Consider the following 19,353-nt stretch of genomic DNA (forward strand, 5'->3'; position numbering starts at 1 on the left):
CGGTGCCGGTGATGGGGTCCACTGCGTTGACGGGGTTGACCACGGGTTCTGCGGGTGACGTGGTGTCCGCATTTCCATCACGACGATCACTGTCAACAAGGTGCACGGCCAAAAATCCCGCCATGCCAGACCCCAATGTCAACAACACCGGAAGAACTTCATCGTGTGCTTCTCCCGCCAGCAGCGGATCTATGGATTGAAGATTGGAATAGCCTAAAGAAACATTACCTTCACCTGCACCAAATTCTGCAAGCCACAGGCCTTCAACATCATCCTGCAAGACAAGATGGCTCTGCCCACCATCGAGTTGTGTAAAAAAATCGCGGACGGTGATAGTTTCGCCGTTATGAAGTTTGACCACGAGATCGTTACCCATTCGGATCATTTCCTTGACCTCAGCCCGCGTCACATTAATTTGAACAACGGCTGCGCTATCCAACCGGAAATCATGAGGCATTCCGAATTTGGAGACAGTTGTCTTCTTGGAAACTACAACAATTTCAACAGGATTTACACGATCTAGCATAGGACTTTTCTTTCAATAAAATCTCAAAATTCCACACAAATACCATCCCGCAATGGAATCCTTCGATTCCAATAGGATGACAAATAACCTTCAATTTATTCATCGCACATTTATTAGTGCTTATGAAATGAGAAACTTCCCCTGCCTCTTTAATGAGGTTTTCGCTTTCAGCTCATTGCAGTGACTTTTAATCCTCAACAATTAATTCCACTTGATTTCAAGCATTCGCACAGTCAAATAGACCCATTAAAAATCAAATTAATGAGCACTATCGATTAACAATTACGAATATGGAAAAAGCAAAGCTACAAGAGATGGCAGCAGAAGATTTCAACGCTGCACTTCACTCATCAGATTCAGTGCTCAAATCTCCTGGACAGCGAATCTTTGAGGACAGATTGGATCCATAGTTATGGAAATTAATTTGCTATAGCTCAAAATCAAAAAATGACTTTTACCGAATTCACTTTCTTTTGCATACTTGCGATTCAAAGATGTTGTTGCATAAATAAAACCTTCTCCAACAATAAATGTTGGCTATGAAGCACCATTCAATCTTGATAGTGCTCGGTTTTCGCTCCAAAGAAACCATCAGATTTGCTTGCCGCCATACCGCTGCAGAACAGCCGTGAGCGCAAACCCTTGCATCCCTGACACAGCAGATCCCTAAAAGTAGATTGGATCCATATTTTTCAAAGCAAATTTGCGATAGATCAAAGTCAAAAAATAGCCTTCAGACAGTTCACTTTCTTTTGCATATCCACGAATCAAATATGTAGTTGCATCAATCACCCCCTATTTACCTATAAACATCGGCTATAAGAGACAGTCAAACCTTGCTTGGCACATGATTGACACGAAGAAAAAAACTACCAGAACGAATGCGCAATAGCCTGCTTTGCACTCACCACATAACGCTTTCCGCTGTACAGATTGGATCCGCATTTTTCTAAAAAAGTTTGCGTTAGATCAACATGCTCGAGAGACTTTTTGTCAGTTCACCTTCTTTTGCACATTTGTTTTGACAAATGCTCTTGCATAAATTGCAGCTATGCCATCTATAAACTTCTGCTATCTGCCTTTCCGTATGCCTCGCTAACGCTCATGGACTCGACTACCAAGAGAAAACGATTGGGAATGCAGTAGCCAGATTGCCATGCTGCATGGCTCGCCATCTGGAGCAGCGTTCTCACACAACCATGGCGGCGCCTCGGGAGCAGATTGGGTCCATAGTTTTTGGAACAAATTTGCACCAAATCAACAAGCCAAAGGAGGTTTCAGCTAGTTCACCTTCCTTTGCACAGTTGTTTCTTGATAGACGCTGCTACACCAATTGAAGCTGTATGGTCAATAAGATGGGGCTAGGTACTTAGACCAAAATTGCTATCGAAGGACAAAGTGAAGCAACAAAGCAGTGCACTGCGACTGTGCTGAACTATCAGTTCAATAACTTGTCAGCGTATGCAGGTTCTATCTCACTGCCTGCACGCGTGTGCATGCATATGCGTACAGGGAGCGGAAGCATCACGATCCGTGATCTGATTTGAGCTTGACGTGAATCTTCTTCACCAAAAATCACGCTGTGTGAATTCTGCTTCGAGCCTTTAAATGACTTGATTGCTTTGATTGAGCCTGTACCCCAGAAGTGCGCACAAGTCGGTCACAATTTCATACGGGAGTGCTGCTGCGCATACATTTCGTGCAAAGTGATGCATGCTGCTACGTCAGTGGTACTGCACTGCATGCGACTTTTCCGAGATTTCACTGGCATTTCATGGGATAGCGCCTCACCAGAAGTGAGCACCATGAGCTTTTTGTCTATTGGCGAGAGGAAAATTCTGGTTGGGCACAACAAACCATAGGTGGACAGCAGCCCACACCAGTAATGTATGCATAGCCAATCCTCAGCACTTCGAACAGCAAACCGAAACTGATACAAATGCTGCTTATCTGAGGACAGACAAACGCCAGTTTGCCAACATAAAAGTCGCTACGCGGCTTGAAGAAGAGCACTCAGCAATCCACAGCCTGCTTGCTTTAGCAAACTTCTTGATGCGTCATGCTCCCAGGCTTACACACACTCAACACTCCATTCAGAGCGGCTGGGTTTGTCTGAAATTGCAAGATTCCCACGAGACCCGTGCATCTTGCATTTGTAGCGCGCAAGGCATCCTCTCATTCAAGTATCACCAGCTTGAACTTGTTTTGCTGGGATTCCCTAACATCACCGCTGATACACCGTTGCTTTTCCTTTTCGAATCTTCGCAATGCCTGCAGTTTCGTGCTGCCTGTCAACCGCGAATCTTCGGTTTGAAGGGAGTAATGGTGGCACCAAGAACAAAAAAGCAACCCGAAGGTTGCTTTTTGCTTTGCAGCGACAGCCTAAAAACTAATTATTTTCGAGCTGGAGGTACATCGGTACAAGACCCATGCGCCACTTCTGCAGCCATGCCAATGCTTTCGCCCAGGGTGGGGTGCGGATGGATGGTCTTGCCGATATCAACGGTATCTGCCCCCATTTCAATTGCCAAGGCAATCTCACCAATCATGTCTCCCGCATGCGTGCCGACGATGCCGCCACCGAGGATGCGGCCATGGCCCTGCGCCTCGGGGCTGTCATCGAACAACAGCTTGGTAAAGCCTTCATCGCGACCATTGGCAATGGCACGGCCGGAAGCCGCCCAGGGGAACAAGCCCTTCTTGACCTTGATGCCTTGCGCCTTGGCTTGGTCTTCCGTCAAACCCACCCATGCCACTTCGGGGTCGGTGTAGGCCACGCTGGGGATCACGCGGGCATTGAAGGCAGAAGATGCCAGTTCCTTGTTGCCTTGCAATTCTCCTGCAATGACTTCGGCGGCCACATGCGCTTCGTGCACGGCCTTGTGCGCCAGCATGGGTTGGCCCACGATGTCGCCAATGGCAAAGATGTGCGGCACGTTGGTGCGCATCTGGATGTCCACCTCGATAAAGCCACGGTCGGTCACGGCAACACCAGCAGCATCGGCACCGATCTTCTTGCCATTGGGCGTACGACCCACTGCTTGCAATACGAGATCGTAGGTCTGGGGCTCGGGCACGGTCACGCCGTTCTTGGCTGGCTCAAAGCTCACCTTGATGCCTTCGGGCGTTGCTTCGGCAGCCACTGTCTTGGTGTTGACCATGATGTTGTCAAAGCGCTGGGCATTCATCTTCTGCCAGACCTTGACCAGATCACGGTCAGCGCCTTGCATCAGGCCATCCATCATTTCCACCACGTCCAGGCGTGCGCCCAGAGTGGAATACACGGTGCCCATTTCCAGACCGATGATGCCACCACCCAGAATCAGCATGCGCTTGGGCACTTCCTTCAATGCCAGGGCGCCGGTGGAGTCAACCACACGATCATCCTTGGGCATGAACGGCAGGTGCACGGCTTGTGAGCCAGCCGCAATGATGGCGTTCTTGAACTGAACGACCTTCTTTGTTCCAGTCCGGGTCTGCTTGTCGCCTTCGGTCTCTGCCACTTCGATGTGGTGCGAGCCGACAAACGTAGCAACGCCACGTACGATGGTCACTTTGCGCATCTTGGCCATCTGGGCCAGACCGCCAGTCAGCTTGCCAATGACCTTGTCTTTGTGACCACGCAGCTGGTCAATGCTCACCTCCGGTGCACCGAACTTGACGCCGGCAACTTCGAGGTGCTTGACCTCATCCATTACCGCTGCCACATGCAGCAGTGCCTTGGAGGGGATGCAGCCCACGTTCAGGCACACACCGCCCAGCGTTTTGTAGCGCTCAACCAGCACGACCTTCAGGCCCAAATCCGCAGCACGGAAGGCTGCGGAGTAGCCGCCAGGGCCACCGCCGATGACAACGACGTCCGCTTCCAAGTCCACATTGCCTGCGTACGTCGATGCAGCAGGGGCAGCAACGGGCGCTGCTGGCGCTGGTGTTGTTTGGGCAACAGAGGTATTGAGTGCAGGTGCAGCGGTGGCTTCAGCAGTCGCTGCACTCTCGGCCACTTCCAGCGCAGCGATCACGGAGCCCATGGCGACTTTGTCGCCGAGCTTGACTTTGATTTCCTTCACCACGCCTGCGTGGCTGCTAGGAATCTCCATGGAAGCCTTGTCAGACTCCACGGTGATCAGGGACTGGTCCACGGTGACGGTGTCACCGGGCTGCACCAGCAGTTCGATCACACCGACTTCGGCGAAGTCGCCAATGTCCGGCACTTTGATATCGATGATTGCCATAGTGTTACAGCCCTTTGTTTACAGCAGGATGCGGCGGTAGTCCGCCAGCACTTGGCCCAGGAAGGCGTTAAAACGCGCGGCAGCTGCGCCATCAATCACACGGTGGTCGTACGACAAAGACAGCGGCAACATCAGGCGCGGCACAAACTTTTCCTTGTCTTCGTTCCACACTGGCTGCATGGACGAGCGCGACAAGCCGAGGATGGCTACTTCCGGCGCATTCACGATTGGCGTGAAGTCAGTGCCACCAATGCCACCCAAGGACGAGATCGAGAAGCAGCCGCCTTGCATGTCAGCAGCGCCCAGCTTGCCGTCGCGGGCCTTCTTGGCCAGCTCACCCATTTCCTGGCTGATCTGCAGAATGCCCTTCTTGTCAGCATCTTTGAGCACCGGCACCACCAAGCCATTGGGCGTATCTGCCGCAAAGCCGATGTTGTAGTACTGCTTGTACACCAGTGTGTCGCCGTCCAGCGAGGCGTTGAACTCCGGGAACTTCTTCAAAGCAGCGACCACGGCCTTGATGACGAAAGCCAGCATGGTCACCTTCACATCGCTCTTGGCCTTGGCCTGCTCGGCGTTGGTAGAGACACGGAAGGCTTCCAGCTCGGTGATGTCGGCCAGATCGTTGTTGGTGACGTGGGGGATCATCACCCAGTTGCGATGCAGGTTGGCACCCGAGATCTTCTTGATGCGGGACAGTTCCTTGCGCTCGACAGGGCCGAACTTGGCAAAGTCCACCTTGGGCCATGCCAACACTTCCAGACCTCCGACGTTGCCACCCGCTGCTGCCGTTTTGGGTGCTGCAGATTGCTGGGCCAAAGTTTGCACAGCGCCAGCCATGACGGACTTGGTGAAGGCTTGCACGTCTTCAGCCGTGATGCGGCCCTTGTTGCCAGAGCCTTTGACCTCTGCCAACGGCACCCCCAGCTCGCGAGCAAACTTGCGCACGGAAGGCGATGCATGGGGCAGTTGCCCCGAAGGAGCGACAGTGGGATTATGCGCAGGCACAGGGGCGGAAGCCGCTGGTGCCGCAGCAGGTGCAGCCACAGATTTAACCGCCTCAGCATCAGGCGCAGTCACGGTTGCAGACACTGCTGCTGGAGCGGGAGCTGCTTCAGGAGCGGCTGCAGTGGCTGGGCCCTCCACGCTCATGGTGCCAACCACGTCGCCCACGTTGACGGTGTCTCCGAGTTTCAATGTCAACGCGGTGATGGTGCCCGCGGCAGGTGAAGGAATCTCCATGGAAGCCTTGTCAGACTCCACGGTGAACAGCGACTGCTCGGCGGTGACGGTATCCCCCACCTTGACCAGCATCTCAATGACGGCCACGTCCTTGAAATCACCAATGTCAGGAATGACAATATTCATAGAGCTTGTACCTGCCGCAGAAGCGGCAGCGGCTGGCGCAGATACAGGAGCTTGGGCAGCAGGCGTTTCAACTGCTGCTGCAGCTTGCTCAGGTACTGCTGCAGGTGCCTGCGAAGGAGCAGGAGCGGCATCCGCCGTTTCCAGCAACACGATGACTGCGCCCTCTGCAATCTTGTCACCCAACGCCACTCTCAACTCCTTGACCACGCCAGCGTGGCTGGAAGGAATTTCCATGGAAGCCTTGTCGGACTCAACGGTGATGAGGGATTGCTCCACCTTGATGGTGTCGCCCACGTTGACCAGCACTTCGATCACGCCGACGCTGTCGAAATCCCCGACATCCGGAACCTTGATTTCTGTCAATGCCATAACTGTGTCTCCGGTGCTTGATTAGGCGTACAGGGGGTTGATCTTGTCGGCCTTGATGCCGTACTTGTTGATGGCCTCTGCCACCTTGGTCACAGGCAGCTTGCCCTCGTCAGCCAGCGCCTTCAGCGCAGCCACGACGATGAAGTGACGGTCCACCTCGAAGTGCTCGCGCAGCTTGCGGCGGAAGTCCGAGCGACCAAAGCCGTCGGTACCCAACACCTTGTAGGTGCGACCTTTAGGGATGTATGGGCGGATTTGTTCTGCGTAAGCCTTCATGTAGTCGGTCGAGGCAATGACGGGACCCTGAGTGCCTTGCAACTGCTTGGTCACGAATGAAGTCTTGGCAGTTTCCAGCGGGTGCAGCATGTTGTGACGCTCGCAGTCCTGACCGTCACGGGTCAGTTCATTGAACGATGGGCAGCTCCAGACGTCAGCAGCGATTTGCCAGTCTTTTTCCAGGAGTTCCTGTGCAAAGAAGGATTCACGCAGGATGGTGCCGGAACCCAGCAATTGCACACGGTTGCCCGATTGGGGCACCTTCTGGCCAGGCTTGACCAAATACATACCCTTGATGATCTGCTCTTCGGTGCCCGCAGTGAGGCCGGGCATGGCGTAGTTTTCGTTCAGCAAGGTGATGTAGTAGAAGACGTTTTCCTGGTTTTGCACCATGCGGCGCAAACCGTCTTGCATGATCACAGCCACTTCGTGCGCGAAGGTGGGGTCATAGCTGACGCAGTTGGGCACCGTGTTGGCCAGGATATGGCTGTGACCGTCTTCATGCTGCAGACCCTCGCCGTTCAGCGTGGTACGGCCCGATGTGCCGCCCAGCAAGAAACCACGCGCCTGCATATCGCCTGCGGCCCATGCCAGATCACCAATACGCTGGAAACCAAACATCGAGTAGTAGACGTAGAACGGAATCATGATGCGGTTGGACGTGCTGTAGCTGGTCGCCGCAGCAATCCAGGACGCCATGCCGCCCGCCTCGTTGATACCTTCCTGCAGGATCTGCCCGGCCTTGTCCTCGCGGTAGTACATGACCTGATCCTTGTCGACCGGTGTGTACTGCTGTCCATGAGGGTTATAGATACCGACTTGGCGGAACAGGCCTTCCATACCGAATGTGCGAGCCTCGTCCACCAGAATCGGCACCACGCGGGGGCCAATATTCTTGTCACGCAACAGCTGTGTCAGGAAGCGCACATAGGCTTGTGTGGTGGAGATTTCACGCCCCTCGGGGGTGGGCTCCAGAATGGCCTTGAAAGTGTCCAGTGAAGGCGCTGTGAACGCTTCGTCAGCCTTCACACGGCGATGAGGCAGGTAGCCACCGAGAGCCTTGCGACGCTCGTGCAGGTACTTCATCTCAGGGGTGTCATCTGCAGGCTTGTAGAAAGGAATGTCAGCAATCTGGCTGTCAGGGATTGGAATATTGAAGCGGTCGCGGAAGGCCTTGATGTCCTCATCGCTGAGCTTCTTGGTCTGGTGCACAGTGTTCTTGCCCTCACCGACCTTGCCCATGCCAAAGCCCTTGACGGTCTTGACCAGCAGCACGGTAGGCTGCCCCTTGTGCGTGTTGGCCGCATGGAAAGCTGCGTACACCTTCTGCGCGTCGTGTCCACCGCGGCGCAGGTTCCAGATCTCGTCGTCGGACATGTGCTCTACCATCTTCAGCGCACGCGGATCGCGGCCAAAGAAGTTCTTGCGTACAAAGGCACCATCGTTGGCCTTGAAGGCCTGATAGTCGCCATCGTTGCATTCCATCATGATTTTCTTGAGCACGCCGTCCTTGTCCTTGGCCAGCAGCTCATCCCAGCCCTTGCCCCAGATCAGCTTGATGACGTTCCAGCCCGAGCCACGGAATTCGCCTTCCAGCTCTTGAATGATCTTTCCATTACCACGCACAGGACCGTCAAGGCGCTGCAAGTTGCAGTTGATGACAAAGATCAGGTTGTCCAGATTTTCGCGAGCGGCCAAGCCGATAGCACCCAGCGATTCGACTTCGTCCATTTCGCCGTCACCGCAGAACACCCATACCTTGCGGTTTTCAGTGTTGGCAATACCGCGGGCGTGCAGGTATTTCAGGAAACGAGCCTGGTAGATTGCCATCAGTGGGCCCAGGCCCATGGAGACGGTGGGAAACTGCCAGAAATCGGGCATCAGCTTGGGGTGGGGATAGCTGGACAGCCCCTTGCCATCGACTTCCTGACGGAAGTTCAACAGCTGCTCTTCCGAGATACGACCTTCCAGGTACGCACGGGCATAGATACCGGGGGAAACGTGCCCCTGGATGTACAGGCAGTCGCCACCGTGGTTTTCATTTTCTGCGTGCCAGAAGTGGTTGAAGCCCGCTGCAAACATATTCGCCAGCGAGGCGAATGAGCCGATGTGCCCCCCCAGATCACCACCTTCGGGTGGATGGTGACGGTTGGCCTTGACCACCATGGCCATGGCGTTCCAGCGCATATAGGCGCGCAAACGGCCTTCCAAAATCAGATTGCCAGGACACTTGGCTTCATCTTCGGCTTCAATGGTGTTGACATAGCCAGTGTTGGCGGAAAAAGGCATATCCACGCTGTTTTGGCGCGCATGCTCCAGTACTTCTTCAATCAGCTGGTGCGCGTATTCAGCGCCTTCACGATCAATGACCGCGCTCAGCGCGTCCATCCATTCGCGGGATTCTTGTGGGTCGAGGCTAGGCTTTGCGTTTACGCCGGCCTGAGGGTCGGTCTGAGCTGTCATGGTTGTCTCCTGTTCAAGAGGCTGCAGGTAGGAGGTCGAAAGAATTCGATGGAGCGCAGCAATCTACTCATCAAAAAGCAGTGTTCAAGTCATAGCTTACCAATGACCCACTGCTGAATGGAGAGACAAATACGCTCAATACGGTGACCTTTTCAGGGTGCAGTTTCGCACATTTTTTTTGAATTTCAAATTGTGCATGTTGTTTGCGTATTATGAAAAAATGCTGCAACTGCACATCCAAAACAAGATGGGAAAAACGTCACTTTGTGTGCACGAAGTAACAGGGAATCCCCCTACACTGCGCATATGGATAAACCCGAAAAAAAGAAAACAGAGACATCAGCTTCCAACAGCTTTCCGAGCGCTGACCCCACGCGCTGGTGGCGAATGTGGTGGCGCAGCCTGTCCCCAACTCGACAAGACAGACTGGCCGCCCTCGCCCCACTGGTATCGGTTGCTCTGTTCATGGCAGCAATCGTTGTCGCTTTCTGGTACTTGCGCGCGGAAGAAGTCGATCGTGATCAGCAAGCCCTTAAACGCGATGTGGAATATGCGCAGCAACGCATGCGCTTGCGCTTGCTGGAGCGGCAAGAAGAGGTGATGCGCATTGCACGTGATCTGGCTTATGGAGACATTGGTACCGCAGAGTTTGTCAATCGCGCTGAAGTGCTGGTTACGCAATACCCAGAACTGCAAGTACTCACCTGGGTAGACCGCGATGGCCGCATCATCACCAGCTACGCAGCGCCTACCGTGCCCAGTGAACAACTGCGCATGCCCGGTGAAAAGCTGCAAAACGACGAAGCTGCGCAGAGCTTTCAGCTCGTCAAAGACACAAAACAATCCATATACACGCAACCACGCGTCATGGCAGGCTACAACCCGCCGCTGCTGCAGTTTCACTCACCAGTGCCGGGTACGCGCGATTTCGGTGGCACGGTCATGGCGGAGTTTTCCATAGACAGCTTGATGCGCTACGCCACACCCAGTGATTTGCTGGCGCGCTATGCCGTCACCTTGCTGGATGGACACGGTGCCGTGATTGCAGGCAACCCACTTCTGCCTGCGGGACCCACCAGCTCGTGGCACTTCATGCCGCAGCCCACGGCCAACGAGTACCAGATTGCCATATCTCCCGTAGGTAGCTCATTGATTCTCAAGGTGCAGGCATACCGCACTTCTTTGAGCATGGTGGGCAATGGCATGTTCTGGCTGGTTGCTGCTTTGAGCATGCTCACCTCCTGGCTGTTGCTAGGCACCTGGCGTCACACACGCAAGCGCTTGCGTGCACAGGAAGCATTGGTTGCAGAGACCAACTTCCGCAGAGCCATGGAAAATTCTGTGCTCACCGGCATGCGCGCATTGGACATGCAAGGCCGCATCACATATGTAAACGCTGCGTTCTGCCAGATGACAGGGTGGAGCGAACAAGAGCTGGTAGGACAGACAGCGCCCTACTCGTACTGGGCCGAAAGCGACTACGAGTACATGCACAACAAGCTCAAAGATGAACTGAGTGGAAAAACCGCACAAGGTGGTTTCCAGGTGCGAGTACGTCGCAAAAACGGCTCGATGTTTGATGCACGACTGTACATTTCGCCATTGATTGATGCACGGGGACAACAAACCGGCTGGATGTCTTCAATGACCGACATCACGGAGTCCAAACGCATCCGTGATCAACTGGCTGCCTCGCATGACCGCTTCACCATCGTGCTTGAAGCCCTTGACGCATCCGTGTCCGTGGCACCGCTTGGCAGCGCTGAATTGCTGTTTGCGAACAAACTCTACCGGCAATGGTTTGGCTCACAAACCACCGGCCACTTGCAACTGGTACAACAGGCTGGCTTACCCGCAGAGAGAAGCGAGACAGCTGACGACGAAGACGGCTTGATGGGTTTGCCCACTGACACGCTGACCGACGCTTCCAGCAATAACGCCGAAATTTTTGTGGGCGAATTGGGCAAATGGCTGGAAGTGCGTTCACGCTACCTCAGTTGGGTGGATGGACGCTTGGCACAAATGGTGATTGCAACTGACATCACCCAGCGTCGCCTTGCCGAAGAGCAAGCGGCCCGCCAAACTGAACGAGCACATACTGCCAGCCGCTTGATCACCATGGGTGAAATGGCCTCCAGCGTGGCTCATGAACTGAACCAGCCGCTCACAGCCATCAGCAACTACAGCAGCGGCATGCTGTCCCGCCTGGAAGCAGGCTCACTGACTGAAGGGCAAATGCGATTTGCACTGGAGAAAACAGCGCACCAAGCACAACGTGCTGGGCAAATCATCCAGCGCATACGTTCTTTTGTGAAGCGCAGCGAGCCTAACCGCACGCTCTCCAACGTGGAAAAGATGGTTGATGAAGCGCTGGAGCTGGGCAATATCGAAATGCGCCGTCGCAATGTTCGCCTGACGCACTTTGTAGCCAAGCGCCTGCCCCCTGTAATGGCCGACGCCATTTTGATTGAGCAGGTGTTGATCAATCTGATAAAAAATGCCGGGGAATCCATCGATCAGGCCCAGCTCCCCACATCGCAACGCGCTGTGGAACTACGTGTCGTCCCCAAGGACAATGAAGGGCTTCCTGGCGTAGAGTTTTCGGTGCAGGATACCGGCAAAGGCTTGCCGCCTGAGGTGCAAGAACGCTTGTTTGAAGCCTTTTTTTCCACTAAAAACGAAGGTATGGGCATCGGCCTGAATCTGTGTCGCTCCATTGTTGAGTCACATCATGGTCGGATGTCCGCTGAGAACCTCTACAATGGTTCCGAGGTCGTCGGCTGTCGGTTCTCCTTTTGGATACCGCTGGCCGCAACCCAGGAAAAGGGAGACAACCTTTCTTCGGCAATTGATCCAAATATAAGGAAACCTGCATGAGCTTGACCCCAAAAAAAGGCACGGTCTATGTTGTTGACGACGACGAGGCCGTTCGTGACTCGCTCCAATGGCTGCTGGAAGGCAAAGATTACCGCGTACGCTGTTTTGACTCCGCAGAGTCATTTCTTTCGCGCTACGACCCCCGCGAAGTGGCTTGCCTGATTGCCGACATTCGCATGGGTGGCATGACAGGCCTGGAACTGCAAGACAAGTTGCTGGAGCGCAAATCTCCCCTGCCTATCGTTTTCATCACTGGCCACGGCGACGTCCCTATGGCCGTGAACACCATGAAGAAAGGTGCACTGGATTTCATTCAGAAACCTTTCAACGAAGAAGACCTGCTCAACATCGTGGAACGCATGCTTGACCATGCGCGTGATGCCTTTGCAGGTCACCAGCAAGCGGCCAGCCGCGAAGCGCTGCTGTCAAAACTCACAGGCAGAGAGTCGCAAGTACTGGAACGCATTGTGGCTGGTCGCTTGAACAAACAAATTGCCGACGACCTGGGCATCAGCATCAAGACCGTGGAAGCCCACCGCGCCAACATCATGGAAAAGCTTGGAGCCAACACCGTGGCAGATCTGCTCAAGATTGCCCTGGGTTCAACGGCTTCAGCCAAAGTCCCGGCATAAAATCAGGGGCTAACCCTCAAAGGCTGCCAGCGCCCGCAAGGTCTGGCAGCCTTTTTATTTCTTCTGACGTCTCCCATACAGGCACCACCATGACAGCCCAGATCATCGACGGCAAAGCCCTCTCCGCCCAACTGCGCACCGAAGTCGCCCAACGCGCCGCAGCGCTCACCGCCAAGGGCACCAAGCCTGGCCTGGCCGTGGTACTGGTTGGTGACAACCAGGCCTCTCAGGTCTATGTGCGCAACAAGGTCAAGGCCTGTGAAGATGTGGGCTTTCATTCTGTGCTGGAAAAGTACGACGCCTCCATGACTGAAGCCGAGTTGCTGGCGCGCGTGGAAGCATTGAACAATGATCCCAGCATCCATGGCATCTTGGTGCAATTGCCCCTGCCCAAGCATATTGACGACCACAAAGTCATTGAAGCCATCTCTCCGCTCAAGGATGTGGATGGTTTCCACGTCGCCAGCGCTGGCGCACTGATGGTGGGCGAAGTGGGTTTCAAGGCCTGTACCCCCTACGGTTGCATGAAAATGCTGGAGTCGATTGGCATGAAGGATCTGCGCGGCAAGCACGCAGTGGTGATCGGGCGCTCCAACATCGTGGGTAAGCCCATGGCCATGATGCTGCTGGCAGCGAATGCGACTGTCACTGTCTGCCACAGCGGCACTGCCGATCTGGCCGCCATGACCCGTCAGGCCGATATCGTGGTCGCAGCCGTGGGCAAGCTGAATGTGTTGACTGCCGAGATGATCAAGCCCGGTGCCGTGGTGATTGACGTGGGCATGAACCGCAACGCCGAAGGCAAGTTGTGCGGCGACGTGGACTATGAAGGCTGCAAGGAAGTCGCAGGCTACATTACCCCGGTTCCTGGTGGCGTAGGCCCCATGACGATCACCATGCTGCTGGTCAACACCATGGAAGCTGCCGAACGGACGGCAGCAGAGAAGCACTAACAGCTGCAGCCTGATGCCTGCAAAACAACAGCGGCATCGGCTTTAGCTTTCGAACCTGCATTCAGTGCTGGGCGGTTTTATGCCCGGGTGACATGCCTGAACCACCACAGCCCCATGTGCAGCACCCCAACGGCAGCCGAAGCCCCAGACGTTCAACTTTGATCTATATGGCAGACATAAATATTTGTCTGCCCATCTCCAAATGTAACTTGGCAAATTGCTTGGATCTTTCAATAATTGGACATGCTGAAATTCTGGGCTGTCCCTTGAGCATTCTTGGGGATGATGTCCTCCCTTGAACGTGACGCCCTCCCCAATGCCACGCCCATCCCCGACTCAACAAGCGCACTGGATTGTGCGCATGAACTGGAGAAATCGCTCGATCTCCTTTGCGCTGGTTTCCATCGTTTTGGGCAGCCACATTGAAACGCTCGGTGCTGGGCCGCTGCTCTGGGTGATGCTGGTATTGCAATTCATCCTTTACCCTCACCTGCTGTATTTCTATACCCAGCGCCTGCCTCATCCCAAGCAGCACGACATGGAGATAGGCAATATGCTGCTGGATGGATTCTGCTTTGGGCTGTGGATCAGCTTTATGCTGTACATCGGCGCCTGCATGAATCTCATGGTGTTCCAGAGTATCAAGGGATGGGCAAAAGCGAATGCCAGCCTGCTTGCCGGTGTTGCCCTCATGGTGTGGCTATACCCAGTGCCTTGGCAACCACAGACATCGGGTCTAACCACGCTGCTGACCATCGCCACTCTGACTTTGTACATCATGGCTTTTGGCCATGATGGCTATCGGCGCGGCACGGCATTGAAGCGGCAACGTTACCAACTGAAATGTCAGCTGGAAGAAAACCAGCTCTTGCAAAAACAGCTCGAGCAACAAGCAGTTTGCGACCCTTTGACCGGGCTGTATAACCGCCGACATCTCGATACAGAAATGCAAGCCTGCCTGCTCCGGTGTGAGGCACAGTCCACCACCGCTGCCATCATGCTGATCGACATTGATTTCTTCAAACAAATCAACGATAAGCACGGCCATGCCATTGGCGACAAACTGCTGCAATCGCTAGCGCAGCAAATGCTGCGCAGTTGCCGTGCCGCGGACATCGCCTGCCGCTACGGGGGTGACGAATTCTTGCTCCTGATAAACGACATCTCTCCCGCCAAAGCTTTACAACGCGCCCAGCAACTGTGCGCAGACTTTGCCCGGCATGATTCTGGCGTGGGAGTGTCTACGACGCTCTCATGTGGCTTGGCCATCTTCCCTTTACATGGCAGAACCCAGGAAGTTCTGATCGAACAAGCTGACCGCGCACTCTACCAAGTCAAGCTCAATGGACGCAATTGCGCTGCACTATGCGAAAACGAACTTGAAATAGCCAAGGATGCAGCAAAATAGAAGGCATGACCAATGCTTTGCTTGAATCTTCTAGCCTCCCGCTGTTTGACCGCATCACTCCCGCGGACGTCGGCCCTGCCATCAACACCTTGATTGAACGCGCACAAGCGGCATTGGAGACGGTTACTGCACCGGACTTCCCTGCACAGTGGAATGCGATAGCCAAAGTGCTGGACGTTGCCACCGAAAAGCTTGGCATGCAGTGGAGCGCCGTAAGCCACCTTTCCAGTGTGGCGGACAGTCCTGAGCTGCGTGCTGCCTATAACGAGGCACTGCCCAAGATCACCGAATTCTGGACCAATCTTGGTGCCGACGAACGCCTCTACGCCAAGTACAAGGCCATTGATGTAAACACCCTCACGCCTGCGCAAAAGAAAGCCCATGAGAACTCCCTGCGCAGCTTTGTACTGTCGGGTGCAGAGTTGAAGGGCGAGGCCCGCGAACGCTTCGCCAAAATCCAGGAGCGCAGCGCGGAGCTGGCACAAAAATTCAGCGAGAACACACTGGACGCGACCGATCACTGGGCCTACTACGCCACCGAACAAGAACTGGATGGCGTGCCTGCAGACATTATCCAGGCTGCCAAAGCCGCTGCCCAGGCCGATGGCAAGGACGGCTATAAGCTCACTCTCAAGATTCCTTCATATCTGCCCGTCATGCAGTTTGCACACAGCTCCAAGCTGCGTGAAACCGTCTACCGTGCCTATGTGACGCGCGCTTCCGACCAAGCCGAAGGTGAACTGTCCAAATACGACAATGCGGCCATCATCAAAGAAATTCTGGCATTGCGTCAGGAAGAAGCCGAGTTGCTGGGCTACAAGAACTTTGCCGAAGTCTCTCTGGTGCCCAAGATGGCCGACTCTCCACAGCAAGTGATTGACTTTCTACGTGACCTCGCTCGCCGCGCTCGCCCCTATGCAGAAAAAGACGCAGCTGACCTGCGTGAATTTGCAGCCAAGGAATTGCAGATTTCCGACCCCCAACCCTGGGACTGGACCTATATTTCCGAAAAGCTCAAAGAGGCACGTTACTCCTTCAGCGAACAGGAGGTCAAACAGTACTTCACCGCACCCAAGGTTCTGGCCGGTCTGTTCAAGATCATCGAAAACCTCTTCGACGTAAAGATCATCAAGGACGAGGCTGCCGTCTGGAACAAGGACGTGCTGTTTTATCGCCTGGAACGCAATGGCGCCGTGATTGGCCAGTTCTACCTGGACCAGCCTGCCCGCAAGGGCAAGCGTGGCGGCGCCTGGATGGACGATGTGCGCAGCCGCTGGCTGCGCCCCGACACTGGCGCATTGCAAACCCCCGTGGCCCACATGGTTTGCAATTTTGCCGATGGTGTGGATGGCAAGCCCGCCCTGCTCACGCACGATGATGTGATCACGCTGTTCCATGAATCCGGCCACGCCCTGCACCACATGCTCACCCAGGTGAATGAGCGTGACGTGTCAGGCATTAACGGCGTGGAATGGGATGCTGTTGAGCTGCCCAGCCAGTTCATGGAAAACTTCTGCTGGGAATGGGAAGTGCTACGCCACATGACGGCACACGTGGACACGGGCGAACCGCTGCCCCGCGCACTCTACGAAAAGATGCTTGCCGCCAAGAACTTCCAGGCTGGCATGGGGACATTGCGCCAAGTCGAATTTGCGTTGTTCGACATGCTGTTGCACGCGGGCGCTGCCAAGGATGGTGACTACCTGGCCTTGTTGCAACAAGTGCGCGATGAAGTAGCTGTACTGCCCACCACACCTTACAACCGTGGCACCAACACCTTCAGCCACATCTTTGCGGGTGGCTATGCTGCCGGCTACTACAGCTACAAATGGGCCGAAGTACTCAGTGCCGACGCCTACGCCGCATTTGAAGAAACACTAAGCGCAGACGGCACTGCCAGCCAAACCACGGCACAAAAGTACCTACACAACATTCTTGAAATGGGCGGCAGCCGCAGCGCCATGGAAAACTTCAAAGCCTTCCGTGGCCGCGAACCGCAACTTGATGCCTTGCTGCGCCATCAAGGCATGTCTGAACCAATGGCCGCTTAGGGCTTATTGAGAGTTAGCGGGAATTGATTACTGCTGATGCCAGTGTGATGACAGCAGCGAGGCTGCTGTCAGTCTTTTCACTTTGCATGGCAATACACTTGAACTTCTTGAGTTTGCAAAAGTAATTTTGGATCAAATCCTATGAATACGTGGACATGGCACATCTCAGAGCCCATGTACTTGCCTTTATGCGAAGCAATAACTTGGCAAGCACCTGAAGGCATTACGCTGAAAAACATCGCTTAGGACAATATGTGAGGCTTGGAGCAAAGATCCAAGCCCCTTTGGACTTCATCCGCATCATCTCACTGGGGCTGTGGGACTGAACACCTAGCCAGGGTGGCAAGAGATGCGCTCTAGAGAAAGCGTCGCCCGGAAAGCTGACCATCAACGCTAATGTCAAACGTTGTTGACTGACTGCTTGAGGTCGACTTGTCAAAGTCGCAGATCGACCACAATCAGGCATTCATGCCTCGCAGCGACAAATAAGGCAATCAACTAGCTGCCATCTGACATTCAAGTGCTGTTTCATGGATGCCGCGATCACATCAAACAAGCCATCAAGGTTTTTTTGGCTGAATACGCTCTGTGACACCGATCCCTGCAATCGGCTAGAGCGCCTGTCAAGTGATTGACGAAATCCGTCAATCTGTGCTGAGCCTATAATAATTTTTCACCAAAACGAGTGCAGGCTCGGCATGGCTACACGCCCGCCCATGGTCTCGTGCTTCAAGTCCTGACGCGATCCCACAAGGATTGGCAAGGGGCACCCCAGGTATTTCTTTCCCGAAATAGACGAAGGTTCAACATGAAAATCTCTCAGGCGGAAATTCTTTCCGCAGAAGCGGCGTGCGCGCTCGCATCCAATCCAACGCAAGAACTCATGGGCGCCGAAGTGCTTGTCAAAGCCCTTCAGGCCGAAGGCGTCCAGTATGTCTGGGGCTACCCGGGCGGCTCGGTTCTCAATATCTACGACGCACTCTACAAGCAGGACACTATCAAGCATGTGCTGGTACGTCATGAACAGGCCGCAGTGCACGCTGCCGATGGCTATGCGCGCGCTACTGGCGACATTGGCGTAGCGCTCGTGACGTCCGGGCCTGGCCTCACCAACGCAGTCACCGGTATCGCAACGGCCTACATGGACAGCATCCCGCTAGTCGTCATCTCGGGCCAGGTGCCCACCTCGGCGATCGGTCTCGATGCTTTCCAGGAGTGTGACACGTCGGGCATCACGCGCTCTGTCGTCAAGCACAACTTCCTAGTCAAAGACCCGAAGGACCTGGCGACGACGATCAAGAAGGCCTTCCTCATTGCACGCAGCGGCCGCCCTGGCCCCGTGGTCGTTGATCTACCTAAGGATGTTTCTTTCATGAAAGTGGCGTACAGCGGCTACCCCGACAAGGTGGACATCCGCTCGTACAACCACACGCGCAAGGCCAATGGCGGACAGATTCGCAAAGCGCTACAACTGTTGCTTAGTGCCAAACGCCCCTTCATCTACAGCGGTGGCGGTGTACTGCTCGGAAATGCGACGCATGAGTTGCGTACCTTGGTCGACATGTTGGGCTTTCCGGTCACAAACACGCTGATGGGCCTGGGTACCTACCCAGCGAGCAATCGAAAGTTCCTCGGAATGCCTGGATTGCACGGCACATTCGAGGCAAACAATGCCATGCAGAACTGCGATGTTTTGCTGGCTGTGGGCGCGCGCTTCGATGATCGTGTGATCGGCAATCCCAATCACTTCGAGCAGAACGAGCGCAAGATCATCCACATTGACATTGATACATCAAACATCGGGAAACGCGTGAAGGTTGACGTTCCGATTGTCGGTCACGTGAAGGATGTCCTCTCAGAACTGATCTCGATGATCGCCAAGAGTTCTGTGAAGCCCGACGCCGGTGATCTGGAAGACTGGTGGAGAACTATCGAGACTTGGCGCTCCCAAGATTGCCTCAAATATGACCGCGACAATCAGGACGTCATCAAGCCGCAGTATGTGATCGAAACGCTCTCGAGCATGACCCGGGGCGCCGACGCATACATCACCTCCGACGTCGGCCAGCACCAGATGTGGGCTGCGCAGTACTACCACTTTGATGAGCCACGTCGATGGATCAACTCAGGCGGCTTTGGCACGATGGGTGTAGGCATTCCGTACGCGATGGGCATCAAGCTCGCAGTGAATCGCACCG

Annotated in this window: 10 protein-coding genes and 1 pseudogene; 7 read left to right on the top strand and 4 right to left on the bottom strand. The window is 54.6% G+C overall.

What is annotated here, in order from left to right:
- From QEP11_RS10205 to aceE, 4 genes are all read right to left on the bottom strand, one after another.
- On the bottom strand, positions 1 to 526 hold a 526-nt coding region (locus QEP11_RS10205; protein ID WP_284336546.1), incomplete at its 3' end, for a BapA/Bap/LapF family prefix-like domain-containing protein.
- A gap of 2,393 nt (positions 527 to 2,919) precedes the next feature.
- Positions 2,920 to 4,758, bottom strand: a complete 1,839-nt coding sequence (lpdA, locus tag QEP11_RS10210; RefSeq protein WP_284336547.1) for a dihydrolipoyl dehydrogenase — start codon at positions 4,756 to 4,758, stop codon at positions 2,920 to 2,922.
- Between the two features lie 18 nt (positions 4,759 to 4,776).
- On the bottom strand, positions 4,777 to 6,495 hold the full coding sequence (aceF, locus tag QEP11_RS10215) for a dihydrolipoyllysine-residue acetyltransferase (RefSeq protein WP_284336548.1): 1,719 nt from the start codon (positions 6,493 to 6,495) through the stop codon (positions 4,777 to 4,779).
- A gap of 21 nt (positions 6,496 to 6,516) precedes the next feature.
- On the bottom strand, positions 6,517 to 9,234 hold the full coding sequence (gene aceE, locus QEP11_RS10220) for a pyruvate dehydrogenase (acetyl-transferring), homodimeric type (protein WP_284336549.1): 2,718 nt from the start codon (positions 9,232 to 9,234) through the stop codon (positions 6,517 to 6,519).
- Positions 9,235 to 9,540: 306 nt separating this feature from the next.
- Between aceE and QEP11_RS10225 the strand changes: the two genes are divergently transcribed.
- The 7 genes and pseudogenes from QEP11_RS10225 to ilvB all read left to right on the top strand — a co-directional run.
- Positions 9,541 to 12,111: a PAS domain S-box protein gene (locus QEP11_RS10225; RefSeq protein ID WP_284336550.1), complete on the top strand. Its 2,571-nt coding sequence runs from the start codon at positions 9,541 to 9,543 to the stop codon at positions 12,109 to 12,111.
- On the top strand, positions 12,108 to 12,743 hold the full coding sequence (locus QEP11_RS10230; protein ID WP_284336551.1) for a response regulator transcription factor: 636 nt from the start codon (positions 12,108 to 12,110) through the stop codon (positions 12,741 to 12,743). The genes QEP11_RS10225 and QEP11_RS10230 overlap by 4 nt, the downstream gene beginning before the upstream one ends.
- Positions 12,744 to 12,832: 89 nt before the next feature.
- Positions 12,833 to 13,696: a bifunctional methylenetetrahydrofolate dehydrogenase/methenyltetrahydrofolate cyclohydrolase FolD gene (folD, locus tag QEP11_RS10235; RefSeq protein WP_284336552.1), complete on the top strand. Its 864-nt coding sequence runs from the start codon at positions 12,833 to 12,835 to the stop codon at positions 13,694 to 13,696.
- A gap of 361 nt (positions 13,697 to 14,057) precedes the next feature.
- Positions 14,058 to 15,104 (top strand): sensor domain-containing diguanylate cyclase, encoded by a 1,047-nt coding sequence (locus QEP11_RS10240; protein ID WP_284336553.1) that lies wholly within the window; start codon positions 14,058 to 14,060, stop codon positions 15,102 to 15,104.
- A 5-nt stretch (positions 15,105 to 15,109) separates the two neighbouring features.
- The gene (locus QEP11_RS10245; protein ID WP_284336554.1) at positions 15,110 to 17,155 is read left to right on the top strand and encodes a M3 family metallopeptidase; all 2,046 of its coding nucleotides are present in this window, start codon (positions 15,110 to 15,112) and stop codon (positions 17,153 to 17,155) included.
- Positions 17,156 to 17,286: 131 nt separating this feature from the next.
- Positions 17,287 to 17,489 (top strand): annotated as a pseudogene (locus QEP11_RS19065) (integrase core domain-containing protein); the annotation flags it as partial.
- Positions 17,490 to 17,963: 474 nt separating this feature from the next.
- Positions 17,964 to 19,353 (top strand): biosynthetic-type acetolactate synthase large subunit (gene ilvB, locus QEP11_RS10250; RefSeq protein WP_284336555.1); only part of this gene is annotated, 1,390 nt, incomplete at its 3' end.

Origin of the sequence: Comamonas halotolerans (assembly GCF_030162935.1) — a bacterium.
Taxonomy (GTDB): domain Bacteria; phylum Pseudomonadota; class Gammaproteobacteria; order Burkholderiales; family Burkholderiaceae_C; genus Comamonas; species Comamonas halotolerans.